Origin of the sequence: Nocardia sp. NBC_00565 (assembly GCF_036345915.1) — a bacterium.
Taxonomy (GTDB): Bacteria; Actinomycetota; Actinomycetes; order Mycobacteriales; family Mycobacteriaceae; genus Nocardia.
Genome location: NZ_CP107785.1, coordinates 4,505,276 through 4,523,444, shown reverse-complemented (window position 1 = coordinate 4,523,444; position 18,169 = coordinate 4,505,276). Strand labels below are relative to the sequence as shown.

16 protein-coding genes and 1 pseudogene are annotated in these 18,169 nt (G+C 62.9%); 11 read left to right on the top strand and 6 right to left on the bottom strand.

Annotated elements, in window-relative coordinates:
* Nucleotides 1-199 precede the first annotated feature (199 nt).
* The 3 genes from OG874_RS21680 to OG874_RS21670 all read left to right on the top strand — a co-directional run bounded on the left by OG874_RS21680 (nucleotide 200) and on the right by OG874_RS21670 (nucleotide 3,763).
* A complete protein-coding gene (locus tag OG874_RS21680) occupies nucleotides 200-2,428 on the top strand; it encodes an MMPL family transporter (RefSeq protein ID WP_330256941.1) in 2,229 nt (742 codons plus the stop codon).
* 102 nt (nucleotides 2,429-2,530) lie between these two features.
* A complete protein-coding gene (locus tag OG874_RS21675; protein WP_330256940.1) occupies nucleotides 2,531-2,887 on the top strand; it encodes a DoxX family protein in 357 nt (118 codons plus the stop codon).
* 69 nt (nucleotides 2,888-2,956) lie between these two features.
* On the top strand, nucleotides 2,957-3,763 hold the full coding sequence (locus tag OG874_RS21670; protein ID WP_330257368.1) for a class I SAM-dependent methyltransferase: 807 nt from the start codon (nucleotides 2,957-2,959) through the stop codon (nucleotides 3,761-3,763).
* 24 nt (nucleotides 3,764-3,787) lie between these two features.
* Here OG874_RS21670 and OG874_RS21665 read toward each other — a convergent pair whose 3' ends face one another.
* Together OG874_RS21665 and OG874_RS21660 are read right to left on the bottom strand one after the other, a co-directional pair.
* Nucleotides 3,788-3,940 carry a hypothetical protein gene (locus OG874_RS21665; RefSeq protein ID WP_330256939.1) on the bottom strand — a complete coding sequence of 51 codons (153 nt, stop codon included), beginning with the start codon at nucleotides 3,938-3,940 and terminating at the stop codon, nucleotides 3,788-3,790.
* A gap of 204 nt (nucleotides 3,941-4,144) precedes the next feature.
* Nucleotides 4,145-4,558 (bottom strand): hypothetical protein, encoded by a 414-nt coding sequence (locus OG874_RS21660; RefSeq protein WP_330256938.1) that lies wholly within the window; start codon nucleotides 4,556-4,558, stop codon nucleotides 4,145-4,147.
* A gap of 86 nt (nucleotides 4,559-4,644) precedes the next feature.
* Here OG874_RS21660 and OG874_RS21655 point away from each other — a divergent pair, with 86 nt between their 5' ends.
* The 4 genes from OG874_RS21655 to OG874_RS21640 all read left to right on the top strand — a co-directional run bounded on the left by OG874_RS21655 (nucleotide 4,645) and on the right by OG874_RS21640 (nucleotide 9,822).
* Complete coding sequence (locus tag OG874_RS21655; RefSeq protein ID WP_330256937.1) at nucleotides 4,645-5,370, top strand: isopentenyl transferase family protein; 726 nt, start codon at nucleotides 4,645-4,647, stop codon at nucleotides 5,368-5,370.
* A gap of 39 nt (nucleotides 5,371-5,409) precedes the next feature.
* Nucleotides 5,410-5,763: a hypothetical protein gene (locus OG874_RS21650; RefSeq protein ID WP_330256936.1), complete on the top strand. Its 354-nt coding sequence runs from the start codon at nucleotides 5,410-5,412 to the stop codon at nucleotides 5,761-5,763.
* Between the two features lie 29 nt (nucleotides 5,764-5,792).
* A complete protein-coding gene (locus OG874_RS21645; protein WP_330256935.1) occupies nucleotides 5,793-6,317 on the top strand; it encodes a TIGR00730 family Rossman fold protein in 525 nt (174 codons plus the stop codon).
* Between the two features lie 223 nt (nucleotides 6,318-6,540).
* Nucleotides 6,541-9,822: a protein kinase domain-containing protein gene (locus tag OG874_RS21640; RefSeq protein WP_330256934.1), complete on the top strand. Its 3,282-nt coding sequence runs from the start codon at nucleotides 6,541-6,543 to the stop codon at nucleotides 9,820-9,822.
* A 126-nt stretch (nucleotides 9,823-9,948) separates the two neighbouring features.
* On the opposite strand, the gene OG874_RS21635 is transcribed toward OG874_RS21640, so the two are convergent.
* Nucleotides 9,949-11,700 (bottom strand): FAD-dependent monooxygenase, encoded by a 1,752-nt coding sequence (locus OG874_RS21635; RefSeq protein ID WP_330256933.1) that lies wholly within the window; start codon nucleotides 11,698-11,700, stop codon nucleotides 9,949-9,951.
* Between the two features lie 132 nt (nucleotides 11,701-11,832).
* Between OG874_RS21635 and OG874_RS21630 the strand changes: the two genes are divergently transcribed.
* Together OG874_RS21630 and OG874_RS21625 are read left to right on the top strand one after the other, a co-directional pair.
* Nucleotides 11,833-12,444, top strand: coding sequence for a TetR/AcrR family transcriptional regulator (locus OG874_RS21630; RefSeq protein ID WP_330256932.1), 612 nt, complete (start codon nucleotides 11,833-11,835; stop codon nucleotides 12,442-12,444).
* Complete coding sequence (locus OG874_RS21625) at nucleotides 12,332-12,877, top strand: pentapeptide repeat-containing protein (protein WP_330256931.1); 546 nt, start codon at nucleotides 12,332-12,334, stop codon at nucleotides 12,875-12,877. Before OG874_RS21630 ends, OG874_RS21625 begins: the two co-directional genes overlap by 113 nt.
* A gap of 263 nt (nucleotides 12,878-13,140) precedes the next feature.
* On the opposite strand, the gene OG874_RS21620 is transcribed toward OG874_RS21625, so the two are convergent.
* Complete coding sequence (locus tag OG874_RS21620) at nucleotides 13,141-13,683, bottom strand: hypothetical protein (protein ID WP_330256930.1); 543 nt, start codon at nucleotides 13,681-13,683, stop codon at nucleotides 13,141-13,143.
* A gap of 129 nt (nucleotides 13,684-13,812) precedes the next feature.
* Here OG874_RS21620 and OG874_RS21615 point away from each other — a divergent pair.
* Nucleotides 13,813-13,971 (top strand): annotated as a pseudogene (locus tag OG874_RS21615) (IS30 family transposase); the annotation flags it as partial.
* A gap of 1,143 nt (nucleotides 13,972-15,114) precedes the next feature.
* Here the strand turns inward: OG874_RS21615 and OG874_RS21610 are convergent.
* Nucleotides 15,115-15,846, bottom strand: a complete 732-nt coding sequence (locus OG874_RS21610; RefSeq protein WP_330256929.1) for a hypothetical protein — start codon at nucleotides 15,844-15,846, stop codon at nucleotides 15,115-15,117.
* A gap of 577 nt (nucleotides 15,847-16,423) precedes the next feature.
* Between OG874_RS21610 and OG874_RS21605 the strand changes: the two genes are divergently transcribed.
* On the top strand, nucleotides 16,424-17,296 hold the full coding sequence (locus OG874_RS21605; RefSeq protein ID WP_330256928.1) for a hypothetical protein: 873 nt from the start codon (nucleotides 16,424-16,426) through the stop codon (nucleotides 17,294-17,296).
* A 33-nt stretch (nucleotides 17,297-17,329) separates the two neighbouring features.
* Here the strand turns inward: OG874_RS21605 and OG874_RS21600 are convergent, their stop codons facing one another.
* A complete protein-coding gene (locus OG874_RS21600; protein ID WP_330256927.1) occupies nucleotides 17,330-17,575 on the bottom strand; it encodes a hypothetical protein in 246 nt (81 codons plus the stop codon).
* Between the last annotated feature and the right edge of the window lie 594 nt (nucleotides 17,576-18,169).

Below are 18,169 nucleotides of genomic sequence, written 5' to 3'. Positions count from 1 at the left end.
CGCTCCGCCGAGCAAACCCTAGATTCATCACTCACTACTGATGAATATGTCAAAGATGGTATCGGTTCTCGCGCGGGCGATCTTATCTGAGCATTGCCTCGTATATGAGTATTTCATCATTTTTAGTGTTATTGTAGACCCGGCGGTCCACACGCTTCGTTGACGTGCCGGTTTGAACTCAACTCGAATCGAGGGTCCGATGTCTCGGTATCTGTTCCTGCTCGGCAGGCTGGTGGTGCGTCGCCGCTGGTGGGTACTTGTTTTGTGGGTGTTCCTGCTGGTGGGTGGGATCATTGTCGCTGTCGGCGCCGCAGGTAAGACCAGCGACAACTTCACCATTCCTGGCACCGAGTCGCAGGATGCTGTGGCATTGCTACAGCAGCGGATGCCGGCATTCAGCGGAGCGCAGATGCAGGTCACCTTCGCCACACCGGGCATGGCGAAAGTGACCGATGCGCAGCCGAGTGCCGAGATCACGCGAGCTATGGCCGGTTTCAAGGAGCTGCCCCAGGTCGCCGCGGTCGTCGATCCATTGGAGTCGAAAACGATCTCCCCGGATCAGCGGGTCGCGTTGGGGAGCGTGCAGTTCTCCGAGTCGGCGGGCAAGGTCAGTGAAGAGACGCTCGGCGAGGTGGACAGGATCGCGGCGCCCGCCAGGGACGCGGGTCTGCAGGTCGAGTTCTCCGGCGGGGTGTACCCGGGATTCACCACCGAAATGCCCGAGACCCCGGAGATCATCGGCATCATCGTCGCTTTCCTGATCCTGATGATCACCTTCGGGGCGGTTGTGGCGGCGGGCCTGCCGGTCGGGACCGCATTGATCGGTGTGGGAATCGGCGTCACCGGCATCCTCGGTATCGCGGCGTTCGTCGATGTGCCTGCGGCGGCACTGTCACTGGCATTGATGCTAGGCCTGTCCTGCGGTATTGACTACGCGCTGTTCATCCTGTCGCGGCATCGACACAACATTGTGCTGGGAATGTCTGTGGCGGAGTCGATTCCGTTGGCCGTCGGCACAGCGGGCAGTTCGGTCGTATTCGCCGCGGTGACGGTGATCATCGCGCTGTGCGGGTTGTCGGTCGCCGGTATACCGTTCCTGACCGTCATGGGTCTGACGGCGGCGGGTGCGGTACTGGCCGCGATGCTCGTTGCGCTCACCCTGCTGCCCGCGCTGCTGAGCCTGGCCGGTGGATCGGTCGCGAAGTTCATTTCGCCGCCGCTACACCCCGATCGGCCGGAAGAGGTCGCGCGCATCGCCGCCTACGAGCCCGAACGCACCATGGGGCATGCGTGGGGGAGGTTCGTCACCCGCTTCCGGGTGCCGTTGTTGGTCGCGGGCGTCGCGGTACTCGTCACCTTGGCGATCCCGGTCACGCGGATCCACCTCGGGCTCCCCAGCGGTGCGTCCCAACCCCAATCCAGCACCGCACACAAGGCATACGACCTCATCGACCGTTCGTTCGGACCCGGTTTCAACGGGCCGTTGCTGGTGGCGGCCGATATGTCCCGGGCTACCGATCCCAACGCCGCCCAGGCGTTGATCGCCCGGTTACAGCAGGAGCCGAATGTTGCCGTCGTCCAGCCCGCGGGTACCGGAGATGGCCTGCTGCTGATCCAGGTCGTGCCCAAGACCGGCCCCGACGACAGTGCCACCGCGGACCTGGTGACCCGGCTGCGTGACGATCGCACCGCCATCGAAGCAGGCACGGGGGCTAATTACCTGGTCGGCGGGACTACCGCGGCCAATATCGACACTTCCAGCCGACTGGCCGGTGCACTGCCGATCTTCCTCACCGTCGTCGTTGGTCTGGCGCTGATACTGCTGACGATCGCATTCCGCACCGTACTGGTACCACTGTCCTCGATCGTCGGATTCATCCTGTCGGTCTTCGCCGCTCTCGGCGCTCAGGTCGCAGTGTTCCAATGGGGCTGGGGTGCAAGTTTTCTCGGTGTGACCACAGGGCAGACGCTGAGTTTTCTACCGATCATCATCCTGGCCATCATCTTCGGGCTCTCCAGCGACTACCAGATCTTCGTGGTGTCGCGGATCAAGGAGGAGTACAGCCGCTCGTCGGAGGCCATCGCGTCGGTGCAGAACGGTGTCGCGCACTCGGCACGAGTGGTGACCGCGGCGGCGCTGATCATGTTCGGTGTTTTCGTCGCGTTCGTTACCGTCGACAATCCGGTCACCAAACCGCTCGCATTCACGCTGGCGGTCGGTGTCATCCTGGACGCTTTCGTCGTGCGCCTGACGCTGGTACCTGCCGTAATGGCCTTGATCGGCGACCGGATGTGGTACCACCCGCGTTGGTTCGCCCGCATCGTTCCCGACCTCGATATCGAAGGCACCGAACTCGAGCGTCGGGTACACGCGGAAGGCGCGAGCCTGAAGGCCGGAGCGCAAGCGCCGCAAAGTGTTCCGGACTGAGTCCAGACCGCCGCGACCATCGATCTCGACCCCCGGGCCGACGGTTCGGGGCTGAAAAGTGTTGTGCTGCCATGCAATCGAATGGAAAGTAGGTTTGTGTCGATGACAGTCGCATTCATAGTACTCGCCGTGCTGTTGGCGGTCGGGTTTCTGCCGCTGGGCGCGGCGAAAGTACTTGCCGTGGCGCCTATACGTCAACGTGCCGAACAACTCGGCTTCTCGGTGACCGCGTTTCGTGGTATCGGCGCGCTGGAGATTGCCGGGGCACTGGGCGTGCTGGTCGGCATTGTCTGGTGGCCGCTCGGGGCCACGGCCGGAATCGGGCTGGTGCTGCTGATGATCGGCGCTCTCATCGCCCATGCGAAAGTCGGTGACGGCGTGGGGGAGTACGCGCCGTCGATCGGCATCGGTGTACTGGCCCTCGCCTATGTCGTGACGGTATTCGGCGCACACCTGTAGTCCCACAAGGCTATTCGTGCCGCGTGAATCTTGACTATGTGACGAGTTCGACTTTCAGGAGGATGACAAATAGTGGATGCGAGTGAAGTCGAGTCGGCGATCGCTCTGATGCCGCGCGGTGGGCCGGATGCGTCGTGGCTGGATCGGCGGATGCAGACCGATGTGTTGGAGTACACCGACCGCTACGACGTGCCCGACGAGCTCAAACAGAAGGTCATCACGAGCTTGGATCGTGTCGGGACGCTGGGCAGGGTGCACGAGAAGAATGCGCGCGCCGCACTGCGGGTGGTCTCCGGTATACCCGAGCCGCGCATACTCGAGATCGGTGCCGGTCATGGGAAGCTTTCCGCCAAGATCGTGGAATACCACCCCGAAGCCACCGTCACTGTGAGTGACCTGGACCCCACCTCGGTCGCCAACATCGCTGCCGGGGAATTGGGTGCACATCCGCGGGTGCGTACCCAGGTTATCGATGCGACCGCGGTAGATGCCCCCGACGATAGCTACGATCTCGTCGTTTTTGCGATGTCGTTTCATCACCTGCCGCCGGCGATCGCCTACAAGGCGATCGCGGAAGCGACTCGGGTAGGGAAGCGGTTTCTGGTCATCGACCTCAAGAGGCCCTCGCCGAAAGGGCTTGTGCTGACTCCGATTCTGGCTCTTCCGATGTTGGCGGCTGCTGTCCTCCCGCCGATGCGTCCGCTGCTGCACGACGGATTCATCAGCGGGTTGCGTGCCTACAGCCACTCGGCGTTCACCGCACTCGGTCGAGCCGCCGACCCGAATATGCGAATCGAATTCCTGCCCGCTCCGTCGCGATTCGGCCCGAAATCGACAACGGTTCTGTTTTCCCGACCGGACGTCACACCGACCTGACACTCCATCGATTACGTGCCGGGATCAGTGCGCATCCGCGAGTGCGGTGATCCCGAACGTGACGTTCTGGTAGAAGGTGCCGTTCGGGCCCAAGCTGCCTGCACGGAAGGTGTCGTTGTAGCTTCCGCCGCTGCCTGCGCGAATCTTCCATGCCACCTTGCCTGTTCGGAAGTCCACTGCGACGAAGTACCAGTCGTAGCTGCGGCGCGGTGCGAGACCGGGGATTGTCCGGGCCGCGGAAGTCGTTCATGCCCTTCAGTATTCAGTGCTACGCCGAGACGGCGAGGCCAGAGCGGTCAGGTGTGGATGCGTCGGCCCTCATCGGAATTGTTGCAAGCATCAAAGATGATTGACACTGACGATGCCGTGGCGCATGCTTCATCATGATGATTTCATCAATAATGAGAATAGAATCGACGATGAGCGATGCTTGCCGTCGAGCGTGATCTCACGGGAGATTTCATGGCCACCCTCTTCAGCTCGGCCACGAGTTATGAGTGCCGCCGAGACCAATGGCTGACCGCCGATCGCGCACCCAACTTCGCGACTACATCCACGTCGCCGACCATCATGAGGGCAATCAAGACGCACGCCGTAGTCGTGGGAGAGTCGCTCGCGACACCGTGCCGCGGAGACCATGGGCTTGGCGGCGCACCATTCCCGGCTGGGGAAGGCGCCGAATCGTGTCAGTGCGGCAAGCGCCGCATTGATCGAATGCTGCTCGGTATCGAGCAATGTTCCATCGAAATCGAAGATGTGCGTCGTGCTGCCCGCGCACTGAGCAAGCTTGCGCACCCGAACTACTGAATCGGTGAATTATGTTCGAGCACAATCAATCTGACCACGTATCGAGCCGAACGGCCGCGGCATCAGTCGTCGAGGTGTCGGCGTCGTCACCCGGCCGAGGCGAGACCTCAACGGAGAGCGGCATTTTCCCGCAGACAGCGGATGTACTACTGATCGCCGGTCCCACCGGATCGGGCAAAACCGAAGTAGCGATGGAACTCGGCGACGCGTTGCAGGCGCCGGTCGTGGTCGCCGACCGCATCCAGTGCTATGTGGATCTGCCCTCGACCAGCGCGCGATTCACCGACGGGGCGAACAGATTTCACCTGAGTGACCGAATCGTCCCTGACGGTGACTACCCGCCGCTCGAGGCCGCCCAGTCGCTGTTGAACTACGTCCAGACACTGACCCGACACCACCAGCGCGTTGTCATCGAAGGGGGCTCGATCTCCGTGCTCAGCCGCTTCGCACGGCACAGAGACCAGTTCACGTTCCGGTTCGCCGCCCGCGTTCTCGAGCTGCGCGGGGAATCGACCTACCTCGATCGCCTCCGTGACCGGGCCCTGCGGATGCTCGGCGATGGAATGTTGGACGAGTTCGCGGCGGCCTGGCAGCACACTTCGCAACGGCGATTCGTCGCCTCCATCAACGGATTCGAGGCGCTCGTGCAATGGTGCGAGCAGACAGAGACCGACCCGCGAGATCTGGCGGGTATCACCCTCGATGAACCCGTAGCGATCGAACTCGCGCAACGCATAGCCCAAGTCCACGCCGAGCACGGCCACGAACAATACGCAGCATTCACCGACCTGTTCGGCTGAGGATTCCCACCGCCTTTCCTAGCCCGGAGTGATTCGCACATGCCTGAATTCGCAGCCGACACCAACATCGAGGGGGCAGGCCCCTTCTCGTTCCTTCCCCGGCCGATAACGGTCGAAGCCATCCGCTGGATCGGTACCAACGGCGCCGAAATCGCGGAATGGGCGGGGAATCTCGTTCATATCGAACACGCGCGGCCGCCGCGCGGCCGATCGGTGCCGGTCTTGCAACTGTATCGAGGCCGCGGCGTGGAGACCATCCCGATCGGCCATTGGATCGCCCGCGATCCTGTGGGCGCGCTGCACAGCTATGACCCGCACACATTCGATGTCCATTACGCGCGAAGTGGCGCAGACGATGACAACCATCGCGATAGAACGGCGGGCACCCGGTGAACAGGCCCGCGCGACGATATTCGGTGTGCGTGTACTGCTCGGCCAGCACCATCGATGCCGCGCACCTGGCCTTGGCCACGCAGGTGGGCACCGAAATCGCGGACCGGGGTTGGCAATTGGTCTCCGGCGGCGGGCGCGTAGCCATGATGGGCGCGGTCGCCACCGCAGCGCGAGCCGGCGGCGCGCACACCATCGGCGTCATCCCCAGACACCTCGTGCACCGTGAGGTCGCCGATATCCACGTCGATGAACTACTCGTCACCGACACCATGCGAGAACGCAAGCAGATCATGGCCGATCGTGCCGACGCCTTCCTGACCCTGCCCGGCGGCATCGGCACCCTCGAAGAATTCCTCGAGATCTGGACCGGCGCCGACCTCGGCATGCACGACAAACCCGTGGTCGTGCTCGATCCATACGGCCACTACCGCGGACTCTTCCAATGGATCAGGGAACTACAGACCCTGGGCTTCATCGGAAAGGCCGCGCTGGAACGAATGACGATGGCCGCCAGCGTGCCCGACGCGTTCGCGGCATTGCGAACCAGCTCGTGATGTTGGATCACTGGTACCCGAGGCAGCGAATGACGGTGACCTACGATGTCACCGTCGATTCGGGCGCGGGATGGAAGATTACTGATGTCGGCGGTATGGACGGCGCGCTACCACTGAGATGAAACCCCTGTCCTTGGGAATCGGTGAGATACGCTGAGGATTGTCCAACAGTGAACGCGCGTTGCCTGGTCGCTGGGGATGCGCTGGCGGATGGCTACAGCTGATGAGCGAGGATGATCCGTTCCGGACAGTCCGTGACGTGTTCGAGCCGGTCACGGAGGAATTGGCTGCGGCCGGATTCGAGGACGCCGAGGAGATCGGGCGGGGCGGTTTCGGTGTGGTCTATCGCTGCACGCAGGCCGAGCTGGATCGGACGGTGGCGGTGAAGATCCTTACCGCCGAGCTGGACGCAGAGAATCGGGAGCGTTTTTTCCGAGAGCAGCGGGCGATGGGTCAGCTGACGGGGCATCCGAACATCGTCACGATGCTGCAGGCGGGTAGCACCGCGAGCGGACGGCCCTATCTGGTGATGCCGTATCACCCGTCGGGCTCGTTGGACGCGCGGATCTGCGAGCAGGGGCCGCTGCCGGTGGAAACGCTGTTGTGGATCGGGGTGAAGATCGCTGGGGCGCTGGAGAGCGCGCATCGGTTGGGTACCGTGCATCGGGATGTGAAGCCGGGAAATATTCTGTTGACCGATTACGGCGAGCCCGCGTTGACGGATTTCGGTATCGCGCGGATTGCCGGTGGGTTCCAGACCGCCACGGGCACGGTGACCGGGTCGCCGGCGTTCACGGCGCCGGAGGTGCTCGAGGGCGAGGCTCCCACCGCGGCCGCGGACGTTTATGGGCTGGGTGCCACCTTGTTCTGCGCGTTGACCGGGCATGCGGTGTTCGAACGGCGCAGCGGGGAGAACGTGGTGACCCAGTTCTTGCGGATCACCACCCAGCCGGTGCCGGACCTGCGCGAGCATGGCATCGCCGAGGACGTGTCCGCGGTGGTCTCGGCGGCGATGGCCCGCGATCCGCATGAGCGGCCCTCGGCGGCGGCGCTGGGGGAGGCGATCAGGCAGGCGCAGCGCCGGCACGGGTTCAGCGTCGAGGAGATGGCGATACACGTCGCCGAACCGGCCCGCGAGCGCGGGGACCGCAAGCCCGCCACGCATGGGTGGCGTCCACCGGCGGCGGCGAAGTCACGGGGTGTCGGCAGTTTGCCGCTGGATTTGACCAGTTTCATCGACCGTCGCACCGAGCTGGCGGAGGTGAAGAATCTGCTGTCCTCGGTCCCGGTGCTGACGCTGACCGGCATCGGCGGGGTCGGCAAGACCCGGCTGGCGTTGCGGGCCGCGGCGACCGCGCGCCGGGATTTCGCCGACGGGGTGTGGCTGGTCGAGCTGGCCGACGTGTCCGACCCGTCGTTGCTGGTCAGCGTGGTGGCCGCCGCCCTGGGGTTGCGCGACCCGGCGCGGCCGTTGCGGGAGGTGATGGTCGAGTTCCTCGCCACGCGAGAGACGCTGCTGGTGTTGGACAACTGCGAGCAACTGGTGGCGGCTGTGGCGGAGCTGGTCGAGACCTGGTTGCGGGCCTGTCCACACCTGCGGATCCTGGCCACCAGCCGTGAGCCGCTGGATATCGCCGGAGAGGCGGTGCTGCAGGTGTCGCCGCTGACGGTGCCGGACCCGGACCGGGAGCCGTCGCTGCACGGGCTGCCCCGCTACGACGCGGTGACATTGTTCATCGACCGCGCGACCGCGTTGGTGCCGGGTTTCGAACTCTCCGAAGAGAACAAGTCCGCGGTCGTGCGCATCTGCGCCCGGCTGGACGGATTACCGCTGGCGATCGAGCTGGCCGCGGCCCGGATGCGCACGATGTCGCCCGAGCAGATCCTGCAGCGGCTCAACGATAGGTACGCGCTGCTGACCCGCGGCAGCCGCACCGCGCCGACGCGGCAGCAGACCCTGCGGTGGTGTGTCGACTGGAGCTACCAGTTGTGCACCCCGGCCGAGCAGCGGCTGTGGGCCCGGTTGTCGGTGTTCGCCGGTGGCTTCGAACTCGACGCCGCCGAACAGATCTGCGGTGCTGATCTGGCACCGGACGATCCGCTGGATGTGTTGTCCTCGCTGGTGGACAAGTCGATCGTGATCCGCGACGAATCCAACGGCGTGGTGCGGTTCCGTATGCTCGAGACGGTCCGCGACTACGGTCGGCAGAAGCTGCGGGAGTCCGGCGAGGAGCAACTGGTGCGGCGCCGGCACCGCGACTGGTACCAGCAGTTGGCGCTGGCCGCGGAGGCCGGATGGATCAGCGACCGGCAACCCTACTGGACCGCCCGGCTCGAACGCGAACAGCCCAACCTACGCGACGCGCTCGAATACTGCCTGGCCGAGGACACCGACGAGGCGGCCGAAGCCGGACTGCGCACCGCCAGCGCACTGTCTCCGTTCTGGAACTTCCGGGGTCTACACGGCGAAGGTCGCCGCTGGATCGACCGCACTCTCGCTCACCCGCAGGCGCATTCGATACCCGACCGCGTCATGACGCTTCATTCCGGCACGGTCTTGGCCACGACGCAGGGCGATCTCGAGTCGGCGGCCGCCCTCGTGGAGCAGGCCCGCGCACTCGCCGAACAGGCGCCCACTCCCATGACCCAGGCCCTTGCCACTTACGCCGATGGCGTCCTGGCGCTCTATAGCGGTGATCTTGCTCGCGCGTCCTCCTCGCTCGAACGTGCCATCGACGTGTTCAGCTCGAATCGGCAGGGATATCTCTATGTTGTCGTTTCGGCGATGCTCGGTCAGCTGCATGCCCTGCATGGCGACACTGAACGGGCGATCGAGTATCACGAGCAAGTGCTTTCCATCACCGAGGCGTGCGGCGAATCGCTGTTTCGCTCGATCTCGCTGTTGGGCAAGGGATTTGCGGTATGGCAGCAAGGCCGGCCGCAACGGGCACAACAGCTGCTCGAGCAAGCGCTGCGCGTCAATCGTCGAATGCGCAGCCCGTTCGTTACCGCGTTGGGTATCGAGCTTCTGGCCTGGACCGTCGACGCCACCGGTGACGCCGAGCGCGCGGCCGTTCTGATGGGTGCCGCGGCGGAACTATCGCGGTTCGTGGGTAGCGTTGCCAGTTTCGTCCCGGGCTCACCCCACTTTCACGACGAATGTGACCGGTCGGCGCGCGCCGACCTGGGGGCACACCGGTTCGATATGGCCTCCCGGCGCGGCCGGGCGATGGGGATGGACGAAGCCGTAGCCTACGCACTCGGCGAGCAACCCACCGACACCACTGCCGCGCCGGGGCCCGGCGGGGCACTGACCAAGCGTGAACGCCAGGTCGCAGAGCTCATCGCCCAAGGCCTGACCAACAAGCAGATCGCTACAAAGCTGGTGATCTCCCCGCGCACCGCCGACGGCCATGTGGAACACATCCTCACCAAACTCGGATTCACCTCCCGCGCCCAGATCGCAGCCTGGATCACAAAACACACCGAACGACAGAACCATTGAGCAGAATCGGGATGTCGCGCGGTCGGTGACCGCATCAGCTCATCTACCGATCGGACAAGCGGCCGGGTAGCGCCCGGCCCGTAGGCGATGGAGGGCGCCTCCTTGACGACGCGCGCACGTGCGAGCTCAATTACGGGCGCCCCGTACGCGGTCGATAATCAGCAGCGGTGCGGCAGGCGCGGAGTCTCCACGCCATGCGACGTGCTGGTCGGGTCGGATCAGCACGAGATCGCGCTCGTACAGGAAATGGGCGCGGGCATCGCGGATGTCGATGACCTCGAAAGGGACACCCCGCTGCGCAGCGGCATAGATGAATGCGTCGATATCGTGATCGGCGAATCGCAAAAGAGTAAACCCGCGTCCGAAGAGGTCGAAGATCGCTCGGCCGTCCTCGAGGCGAACGCTCGGCGGCCTGGAACCCGGCCAGGTGCCCGGCGTGTACACATCCATCCGCTGTTGTGGCGCTTGGGGTTCGGGCTCGCCGCATATGACGGGGGAGTTGTCATACCGGTAGCCGAGTTCGATGCCCCACGCTTCGTTCTCCAGGTTTCCCAGATCGCTGATCTCGCGGCCGATCTGCTGCCGGGTGCGTTCACCGAGCCAGCGCTCGCTGTACATGGAGGATCGGGAAGTGGTCATCACCGCTGCCCGTACGACGCTGTGGCGCGCCGCGGCTTCCCGGTTGCGGAGGGCGACGGAGCGCCGTTCCTGCTCGTACGCCGTGAGTAGTCCTGGGGCCCCCCATCCTTGGAGCTGGGCGGCGAGCATCCATCCGAGTCCGACAGCGTCGCCGACTCCGGTGTTCATGCCGTATCCGCCGGTGGGGGTTACTTGGTGCACGGCATCTCCGGCCAGCCAGACCCGTCGGCGGCCGAACGAGTCGGCGACCGTCAGGCGGGGAGTCCAGGCGTTGGCGACCAGGACCTCCATGTCGAACCTCGCTCCGACTCGGTCGTAGACGAACTCGCGCGGGTCGATGCGATCGGCGTCGGTGCCCATGCCGAGCGGCGCGTGCAAAGTCCATGTGTCGGAGTCGTTCTGCGAGATGACGGTCCATCCCTCGGGCGACTGCAGATGCCACACCGTTCCGAAGCGAGCGAGGACTTCGGGTTTGTCGGTGGTGGTGAAGTGCACCAGGTAGAAGCGGCCGTCGGCGGGGCGTTCGCCTCTCGTCAGGAACGCCTGGGCCAGTGCTTTCGCGATCTTCGGCATGCCGAGCTCTTTGACGAGCATCTTGCGCAGGTCGATCTCGTCGAGCCCGATTCCCAGCTGCTGCCGGGTGAGACTGCCGGCGCCGTCGCATCCGACGAGATACTGTGCGCGGACGGTACGGCGCTCTCCCGTTTCTCCGGAGGTCAATACTGCGGTGACACCGTCGGCATCCTCGGTGAAACTGTCCAGCGCCCAGCTGTAGTGCACCTTCGCGTGCTGCGCTCGGGACTCGATCAGATCCCGCAGGGTGGGTTCGAGGATCACCTGCGAGACTCGCATCGACGGTTCCAGTGGGAGGGTCCCGTCATTGCGTTGGTTGATCTGCTCGTAAGCCTCGGCGACGCTGGGGTATTCGAAGGATGCCAACTCCCAGCCGACTGCGTTGGTCGCCCAGGTCACTTTGGTGCGGGTATCCGCCGGGATCGCTGCCTTGCGCAGGTCGTCGGCGACACCGAGCCGACGGTACAGTTCCATGCTGCGGCAGTTGGTGATGTCCATCTTCGGGTGCCGCGTCGTCGTGGAATTCCGTTCCACGAGAACGCATTCCACGCCGTGATAGTCCAGCTCCAGAGCCAACGTCAATCCGACCGGCCCGGCGCCGACCACTACGACCGGCGTCTTCTCGGGCGGTGGGGTCGCGTCGTGCCCATGCGGTGAGCTGTTCATCTCCGTTGTCCTTCCTTTGATAGCACATATTGAACATTGATGTTCAATATGTGTCAATGGCGTGTCATATCAAACTTCATTGACTTACTTTGGGTAGCTATGTACTCTCTTGGTGAATTCAGGAGGGTGCCGATGAATGCGACCCAGCGGCGGATCAGTGCCGCCGCCATGAAGCTCTTCGCGGAACGGGGCAATACGGACCTGACGATCAGTGAGCTTGCCGCGGAAGCGGGAATCGCTCGCGGCACGCTCTACCGCAACGTTGATTCCATGGACGAGCTGTTCGATCAGGTCAGGACACAACTCGCCGTCGATGTCCACGCCGCGAACGTGCGCGCCATGAATGCCCATGGCCACTTGGACCCGCCCCTGCGACTGGCGGTCGGTACGCGCATGCTGGTGCGCCTCGCCCACGAGATTCCCGCGATGGGCCGTTTCATCGTCCGCTACGGTCTGACGGACGAGTCGTTGCGCGAGGTGATGAGTGGCCCTCCTATGCATGATGTGGCCGCCGGTATCGAGGCCGGTCGCTACAACGTCACTCCCGGGATGGAGCTCGGTATCGCTTCGATGCTGATGGGCACCTTGATCAGCGCCATGTGGATGGTGCTCGAGGGGCACCAAGCTTGGCGTGAGGCAGGATGTGCCGCAGCCGAACTCGCGCTGTGCGCACTGGGAGTTCCACGCGACGAGGCACGGGATATCGCCACCAGACCGCTACCCGCAATTTCCTTCGACTTCTGACTATGAACCCCACCCGCCCGCATACGAACTGTGCGAAGCCAATCTCACTCACGCGGATCTGCGCCTTGCGAACATGTCGTGTGCCAGGCTGACGAATGCCAACCTCACCAGCGCACTACTGGGTGGCGTCGATCGGGGCAGTGCCGACCTGACCGGGGCGAACCTCACCGACGCCGAGCTGAGCCACGGCGTGAGTTTGGTCAAGGCCGACCTCACCGACGCGATCCTCGTCGGAGCCAATCTCAGCCCCACCTCGACTGCCGGCGAGTACGTCGCCAACAGTCCCAGCCGCACGGTGATGACGTCCGCCACGATCTGTCGGGCGGACCTGACCGAAGCGGACCTGACCGACGTGAGGTACTCCGAATCCACGATCTGGCCGCAAGGATTCGTGCCCGACACATCACCATCGCCCACACCCCCGCTGCAGTAGTTCCGGGGGCACCTGGCAGATCGAGGACGAGCCGTCAGACCCAGCTGTCGCGGACCGCTGATTCGAGTACTTCGTGCCCGAACTGGGGATAGCCCTCGCGTGTGGCGCTATGCAAATGGCCTACCGGTCGAAGAGGTGGCCTTGGTGGGAGATCCTGCCCGGCTCTGGCGCTTTCGGATCTCGAGTGCTTTCCGTCAGATAGCGTCTTGAGCTGATTGGGTCCTACCCGAGCTGAATGTCCAGGGCTGTTGGAGACTCCGGATTTACATCCCTCGCCGGTAGGCCCTGACGTTGAATCTCGGGAGCGTGAACGGACGCGATATGTCGAATATGTCAGCTGCGCCGCAGCGCCGAAGTTCTTCCTTGACCTCGGTGACGTCACCGGCCGTGGTTTCCAGTCTGTTCCACAGACGCCGCGTGAGGTCCCGGATCTCGGCGAGTTCGTCGGCTCGATGTCCGGCTTGTAGCGGCTGGTCGAAGTCAGGCAGGACATTCAGATGGGCGGCCGTGGCCAGGTCGTCTAGTTGGTCATAGATCTCGGGGTAGCGGCCACCGACCGCTCCGAGCACGAGGATGGTTCCACCCGGTACGAGGGAATCACGCATCAGCCGTTCGATGGCTTCGGAGGACTGGGGAATAGCATCGGTCGTCGTCAGGAAGTTCATCGTGGCCGCCACGGCGTAGCCGCTCGGGCGGCTGATCGGCGCCTCGTGTGCGAGCCGATTGGCAGCGGCATCATCGACGTCGAGTTCCCAGGCCAGCTGGGCGGCGAGGCTACGGCGCGCGCGTTGATGTTCTGCCCGCACACTCAAGGATGAGAAGTCGCCGTAGTTGGGGCTGAATGGAGTTGAGGACCGGTGGAGCTCATCGGCGCAACGATTCGGCTCCGGGGAGTGTCCGTCGCGAGCGTCGGCGTTGCCTTGCTCGGCGGTGATGTCCCCACGCAGGCCCGGCGCACGCTGACCTGGGACCACGGTGCAGAGATGGCGCGCCACGAACTGCTGGCCGGGATGTTTCCGGAGGGCATCTACTTCCCGCATCCCGGATCGCCGTGGATGCGTGCGACCAATGAGACCACGAATGGTCTTCTACGCCATGCGGTGGGAAAACCACCAGCAGGCGTTGATCAGGATCGGCGGCCAACAGGACCCGGTCGTGATGCTGGATGCCCACGGCGCGCCGTGCATAGGCGGGCAAGGATAGACGCCCATGCTTGGTGACCCCGCGGCGGCCGTAGCCGGGCCGGGTGATCACGATCAGCCCCGCAGCGATCCGCCAGGACAGCAGGTCACCAGGATGCCAATCCAGCACTCGCAGAACGGCTTTGTCGACCACGCGCCCGTTGGTGTCGACCGGCCGCACGCTGTACACCGCCGTGTGTGCCGGTGGTTGCTCCACGGTCGCCATCGGCAGACCGGCACCGATTCCGGAGGCATCGCCGCCGACGAGCCCGATGGAGGAGAAGGAAGGTATCAGCGGAGATAATGTGTCATCGGTCACATCGACCACCGCCAAACGGAGCAAACCCGCAGGTGACGGTGTACGGCCAGAACAGAGTGTCCAGGCGATGCCCGGACCCGGCTTTTGGGGCATAAATGCCACAATTCTGTGTCCGGAGGGGGACACATGCGCTAACCACACGACTTGACCTGCGGAAACTGTGAGCATCGAGCGGCGGAGATGGGCGCGCTGCAGCTGTACACCCACCGCTTGCCGGCACGGCAATCCTTGCGCCCGCATCACAATGTCTGCCGCGGACATGATCGGTTCACAGGCCGGGCGGACCATCGCATCGACACCGGTGCCGCCGATGCGATAGGTTGTGATACCGCCGGTGAGGGCCGGCGGGGTTGCTCAGTCCGAGTTCGTCAGATCGTCCTACCTCCATGCTTGCGCTGGCGTCCCATCAGGGTCACGCCCAAACATGTACCGGCGTTGACGATCGAGATCGGTGTTGCAGAACAGCACCATCGAGCTATTTGCACCAGCCTCCTCCAGCTCGTGCACCAATGAGGCCACCCCCGGCCGGGTTGTAAAGGTGGACCTGGCCGGTGGCGCGGATGGCGACCACTCCTCCCGCAACTCGCGGCGAAGACGCGGAAAACCAGGCGCTCGCCGGGGTGGTGGTGTTGATGGCTTCGTGCAGGAATCGGAATCTTATGCCGCACTTACGGAGTTAGAGCCCCGGGGGAATGCTATCTCCGTTTCGCGCAATGAATCCGCGTCGTGCGAGACGATTACTGATCGTTGACGCTCAAGAGCAGCGACCGCAGATCCCATGACCAGGGCTCAAAGTTGAAGTCACCCGGATTCTCGAAGCCACTCGCGCCCCCCGGTGTGACGCTATTCTCCGATACGTTCCACAAGTAATTGGAGCTTTGGATCTTTGGCGATATAAATCGCTCTGTTGTGAGGTCGGCCGAAGCCCATCGCGTCGTGAACGACTCAGATGACGAACCGATTGGATGGACCGTCACGCAACAACCTTTCCCCTTCGACTTGTAGAGGACGCCCACAAGTTTCGCCGCCATCCAACCGACTGCGTTCTGGCCAGTCCACCGGCCCACCCAGTCTTGGGCTCGATGGACATTCGCAGCCTCTGTTTCACTCAGTTCGAGGTCCGGCAGGTACGAACTGAGCGTATCGAGCCATTGGCTCATTGACGCGTGGTAGTTCAGGGCCTCTTCAATTTCGAGATTCCCGCCAATCATTCCTCGGTTGACAACCAAGAGTATTCGCTTGTCGCGAGCTCGAATCGACAGCGTATCTATATTCAAGACCTTCAGATTGATAAAGTGGTTTATAGCCGCTTGCCAGTTTGGCTCAACTATCGTCGCGTAGCCGGATGCTGCTGAGTCCAAAGCCTTCTGCAATGGCACGAACGGCGTGCGCTGCACCTTGCAGAGATCGACTGTAGCATACCCACGCACAGCGATCGCATTCGCCAATCTAACTCGGAAATCAGTCATCTGTCGACCTCCGGTTGTTTCTCCTCTGCTAGCGCACAACTCTCGCAGCGAGAGATACAGGATACGATCCTAAACAGATCGGACTTCAATAACGGTCGAGGCGGGTGACGAGACCGTCACCGCTTGAGCAACGGGATTGCAAGGTCCTGCAGACGAATAAACAGTTCTCGCAACTTTCCAGGACAAGCAGCTGGGATATTCTGGAAGCGGAGTCGCGGTTCCGCAAGGCGGACGATGGATCGTCTTCTCAGGTTCCTGTGGCATTGAGGTTCACCCCCACCACTCTTGGGAACGACGGGAACGGCGTCAGGGTGAGGCTTCGTTCGTGTCATCCTGATGCTGTCCGGGTGGACTCCGCAGTGGCGGGCGCGTCGGTTACCTGTTGCGCGACCCCAAAGGGATCTGCCTCGACCTACCTGCGAAGCGCAGTCACGCCGCTCCGTTTTGTCGGCGAGGTGCACCGGCCTGTCGTAGGTGTGCCAGCCTGCTCAGCACGTACTGTTCGGCAATGTAGCTCTGACGGAAGGGTTTACCGCCACTTCGGCGTCTCGCCGCGAACAGAATAGGTTGACCCGCGATGAATCACGACGATGTGGAAACCGAAATCCGATTGGGCATCGAATGCGCTGAGCAGATCATTGCCGCGCGCAGTCGAGAACTCACCGCGTATCGCACTCCGCAGCGAGGTCTACTGGTCGCCGAGGGCGATTCATGGTTCGACTACCCAGGAACCGATATCCTCAGCATTCTGAAGGACGCCGGTTGGGAGATCGTCTCGGTGGCACACTGGGGAGACAGTCTTGAGGATATGGCCTACACACCTTGTCAGTTGACGGCCCTCGCCAGTAAATTGGAACGGATCAAGTCGCAAAACGTGGTGCCGGTCGCGATCCTGCTTTCGGGCGGAGGAAACGACTTCGCAGGCCCCGCCATGGCCATGTTGATCGAGCATCAGTCCAGCGCCCGTCCAGGGCTGAACGACCTAATCGTGAACGAGATGATCAGCGGGCGGCTACAGAACTCCTGGGCACGTCTGATCTCCGCCACAACCCGCCTTTGTGAAAACTATTTCGATAAGAAAATACCCATCGTTGTCCACGGCTATGACTACCCCATTCCGGACGGGCGAGGATTCTCGGCCTTCAAGGGGTGGGGGATACTTCCAGGTCCGTGGATGGGGCCGAGTTTCGCGGCCAAAGGATTCGATGTGATTCCGAAGAGAACCGCGATGATGACCGACCTCATCGACCGATATAACACCATGCTTACCGCACTGGCCGCCCGCCCAACCTTCGGCCATGTGACTGTCGTGGATCTTCGTGGCACGCTGGAGAGCGGGCAAAGGTATCGAGATGACTGGGAGAACGAATTACATCCCACCCCGGAGGGATTCGAACTCGTCGCAGCCAAGTTCGCCGAGGCTCTTGTTCCGCTCAGCAATCCCGAATAGCGAGATATCGTCACCCGTGCGATGGTGCCGGTTTCAGTCGTGGCAGACCTTCACCTTCCCGTAAATGACACAGATCCTTGTCGGCGATACGTGACCGCGTTCCGTCAACTCCTCCGCGGTCACTGTCGCCCCGGACGGGATATCGATCCCTTTACTCTGGAGATACCCCTTCGGGTCGGCGACCAACTTGGCCACATCAGCATTCTCCATCACTTCCGCGAAATGAGGGTCCTGGAACATCTTCCACGCCGATCCAGTCTTTTCCGTCGAACTAGTCATGTCCACTCCTTACCTCGATAGGGATGCACGACCATCTTCTCGATGGAAGTCTTTGACGCACTGGCTATCAGATCCTGCGCAGAGGATCAGTGCCCGAGCCGACAGTCCCGGAATCCGAACTCGAGCACCGACGACGATTAACGCTTCCATACTGATGATCCTCTCGCGATGGGGTCATGTCACTGATGTTTCGTGTGACTAAACTTTCGTTTTTTCCGGCTCCACCAGCCCAGAAGTTTGGCATGTCCATCGGAACCGGCTCAGCGGTCGCAGTATTGGGCCATAAACGGGTGTCTCGGTGGGGTCTGATCAGAATCGTTCTATATTGAGAATGTTTCGGTCGATATCCGAGTCGCGGCACCCAGCCCGGTCGGCCGTCATCGACGGCCATGCCTATCATTTGCTCCAAAGGCTATCGGGCACGCATGGCCTCCCTGCTGACGGTCGAGGTCACCGACGACGTGCCCGGGATAGTATGTGAGAACCGTCGGATTCGGCGGATGCGGCGCGAGGATGGCTGAGCCTGGATCCACCGGTGAATTGTGTTGCGGCACCGTGTCGTAACGAAGGAAGTGCCTTCCGAGCTGGGAAGAT

Bases quoted from the DNA above. Each gene is read 5' to 3' on its own strand.
- OG874_RS21650 (WP_330256936.1), top strand. From the start codon at position 5,410: ATGCCTGAATTCGCAGCCGACACCAACATCGAGGGGGCAGGCCCCTTC.
- OG874_RS21610 (WP_330256929.1), bottom strand. From the start codon at position 15,846: ATGACTGATTTCCGAGTTAGATTGGCGAATGCGATCGCTGTGCGTGGG.
- OG874_RS21680 (WP_330256941.1), top strand. From the start codon at position 200: ATGTCTCGGTATCTGTTCCTGCTCGGCAGGCTGGTGGTGCGTCGCCGC.
- OG874_RS21635 (WP_330256933.1), bottom strand. From the start codon at position 11,700: ATGAACAGCTCACCGCATGGGCACGACGCGACCCCACCGCCCGAGAAG.
- OG874_RS21640 (WP_330256934.1), top strand. From the start codon at position 6,541: ATGAGCGAGGATGATCCGTTCCGGACAGTCCGTGACGTGTTCGAGCCG.
- OG874_RS21630 (WP_330256932.1), top strand. From the start codon at position 11,833: ATGAATGCGACCCAGCGGCGGATCAGTGCCGCCGCCATGAAGCTCTTC.
- OG874_RS21600 (WP_330256927.1), bottom strand. From the start codon at position 17,575: ATGACTAGTTCGACGGAAAAGACTGGATCGGCGTGGAAGATGTTCCAG.
- OG874_RS21675 (WP_330256940.1), top strand. From the start codon at position 2,531: ATGACAGTCGCATTCATAGTACTCGCCGTGCTGTTGGCGGTCGGGTTT.
- OG874_RS21605 (WP_330256928.1), top strand. From the start codon at position 16,424: ATGAATCACGACGATGTGGAAACCGAAATCCGATTGGGCATCGAATGC.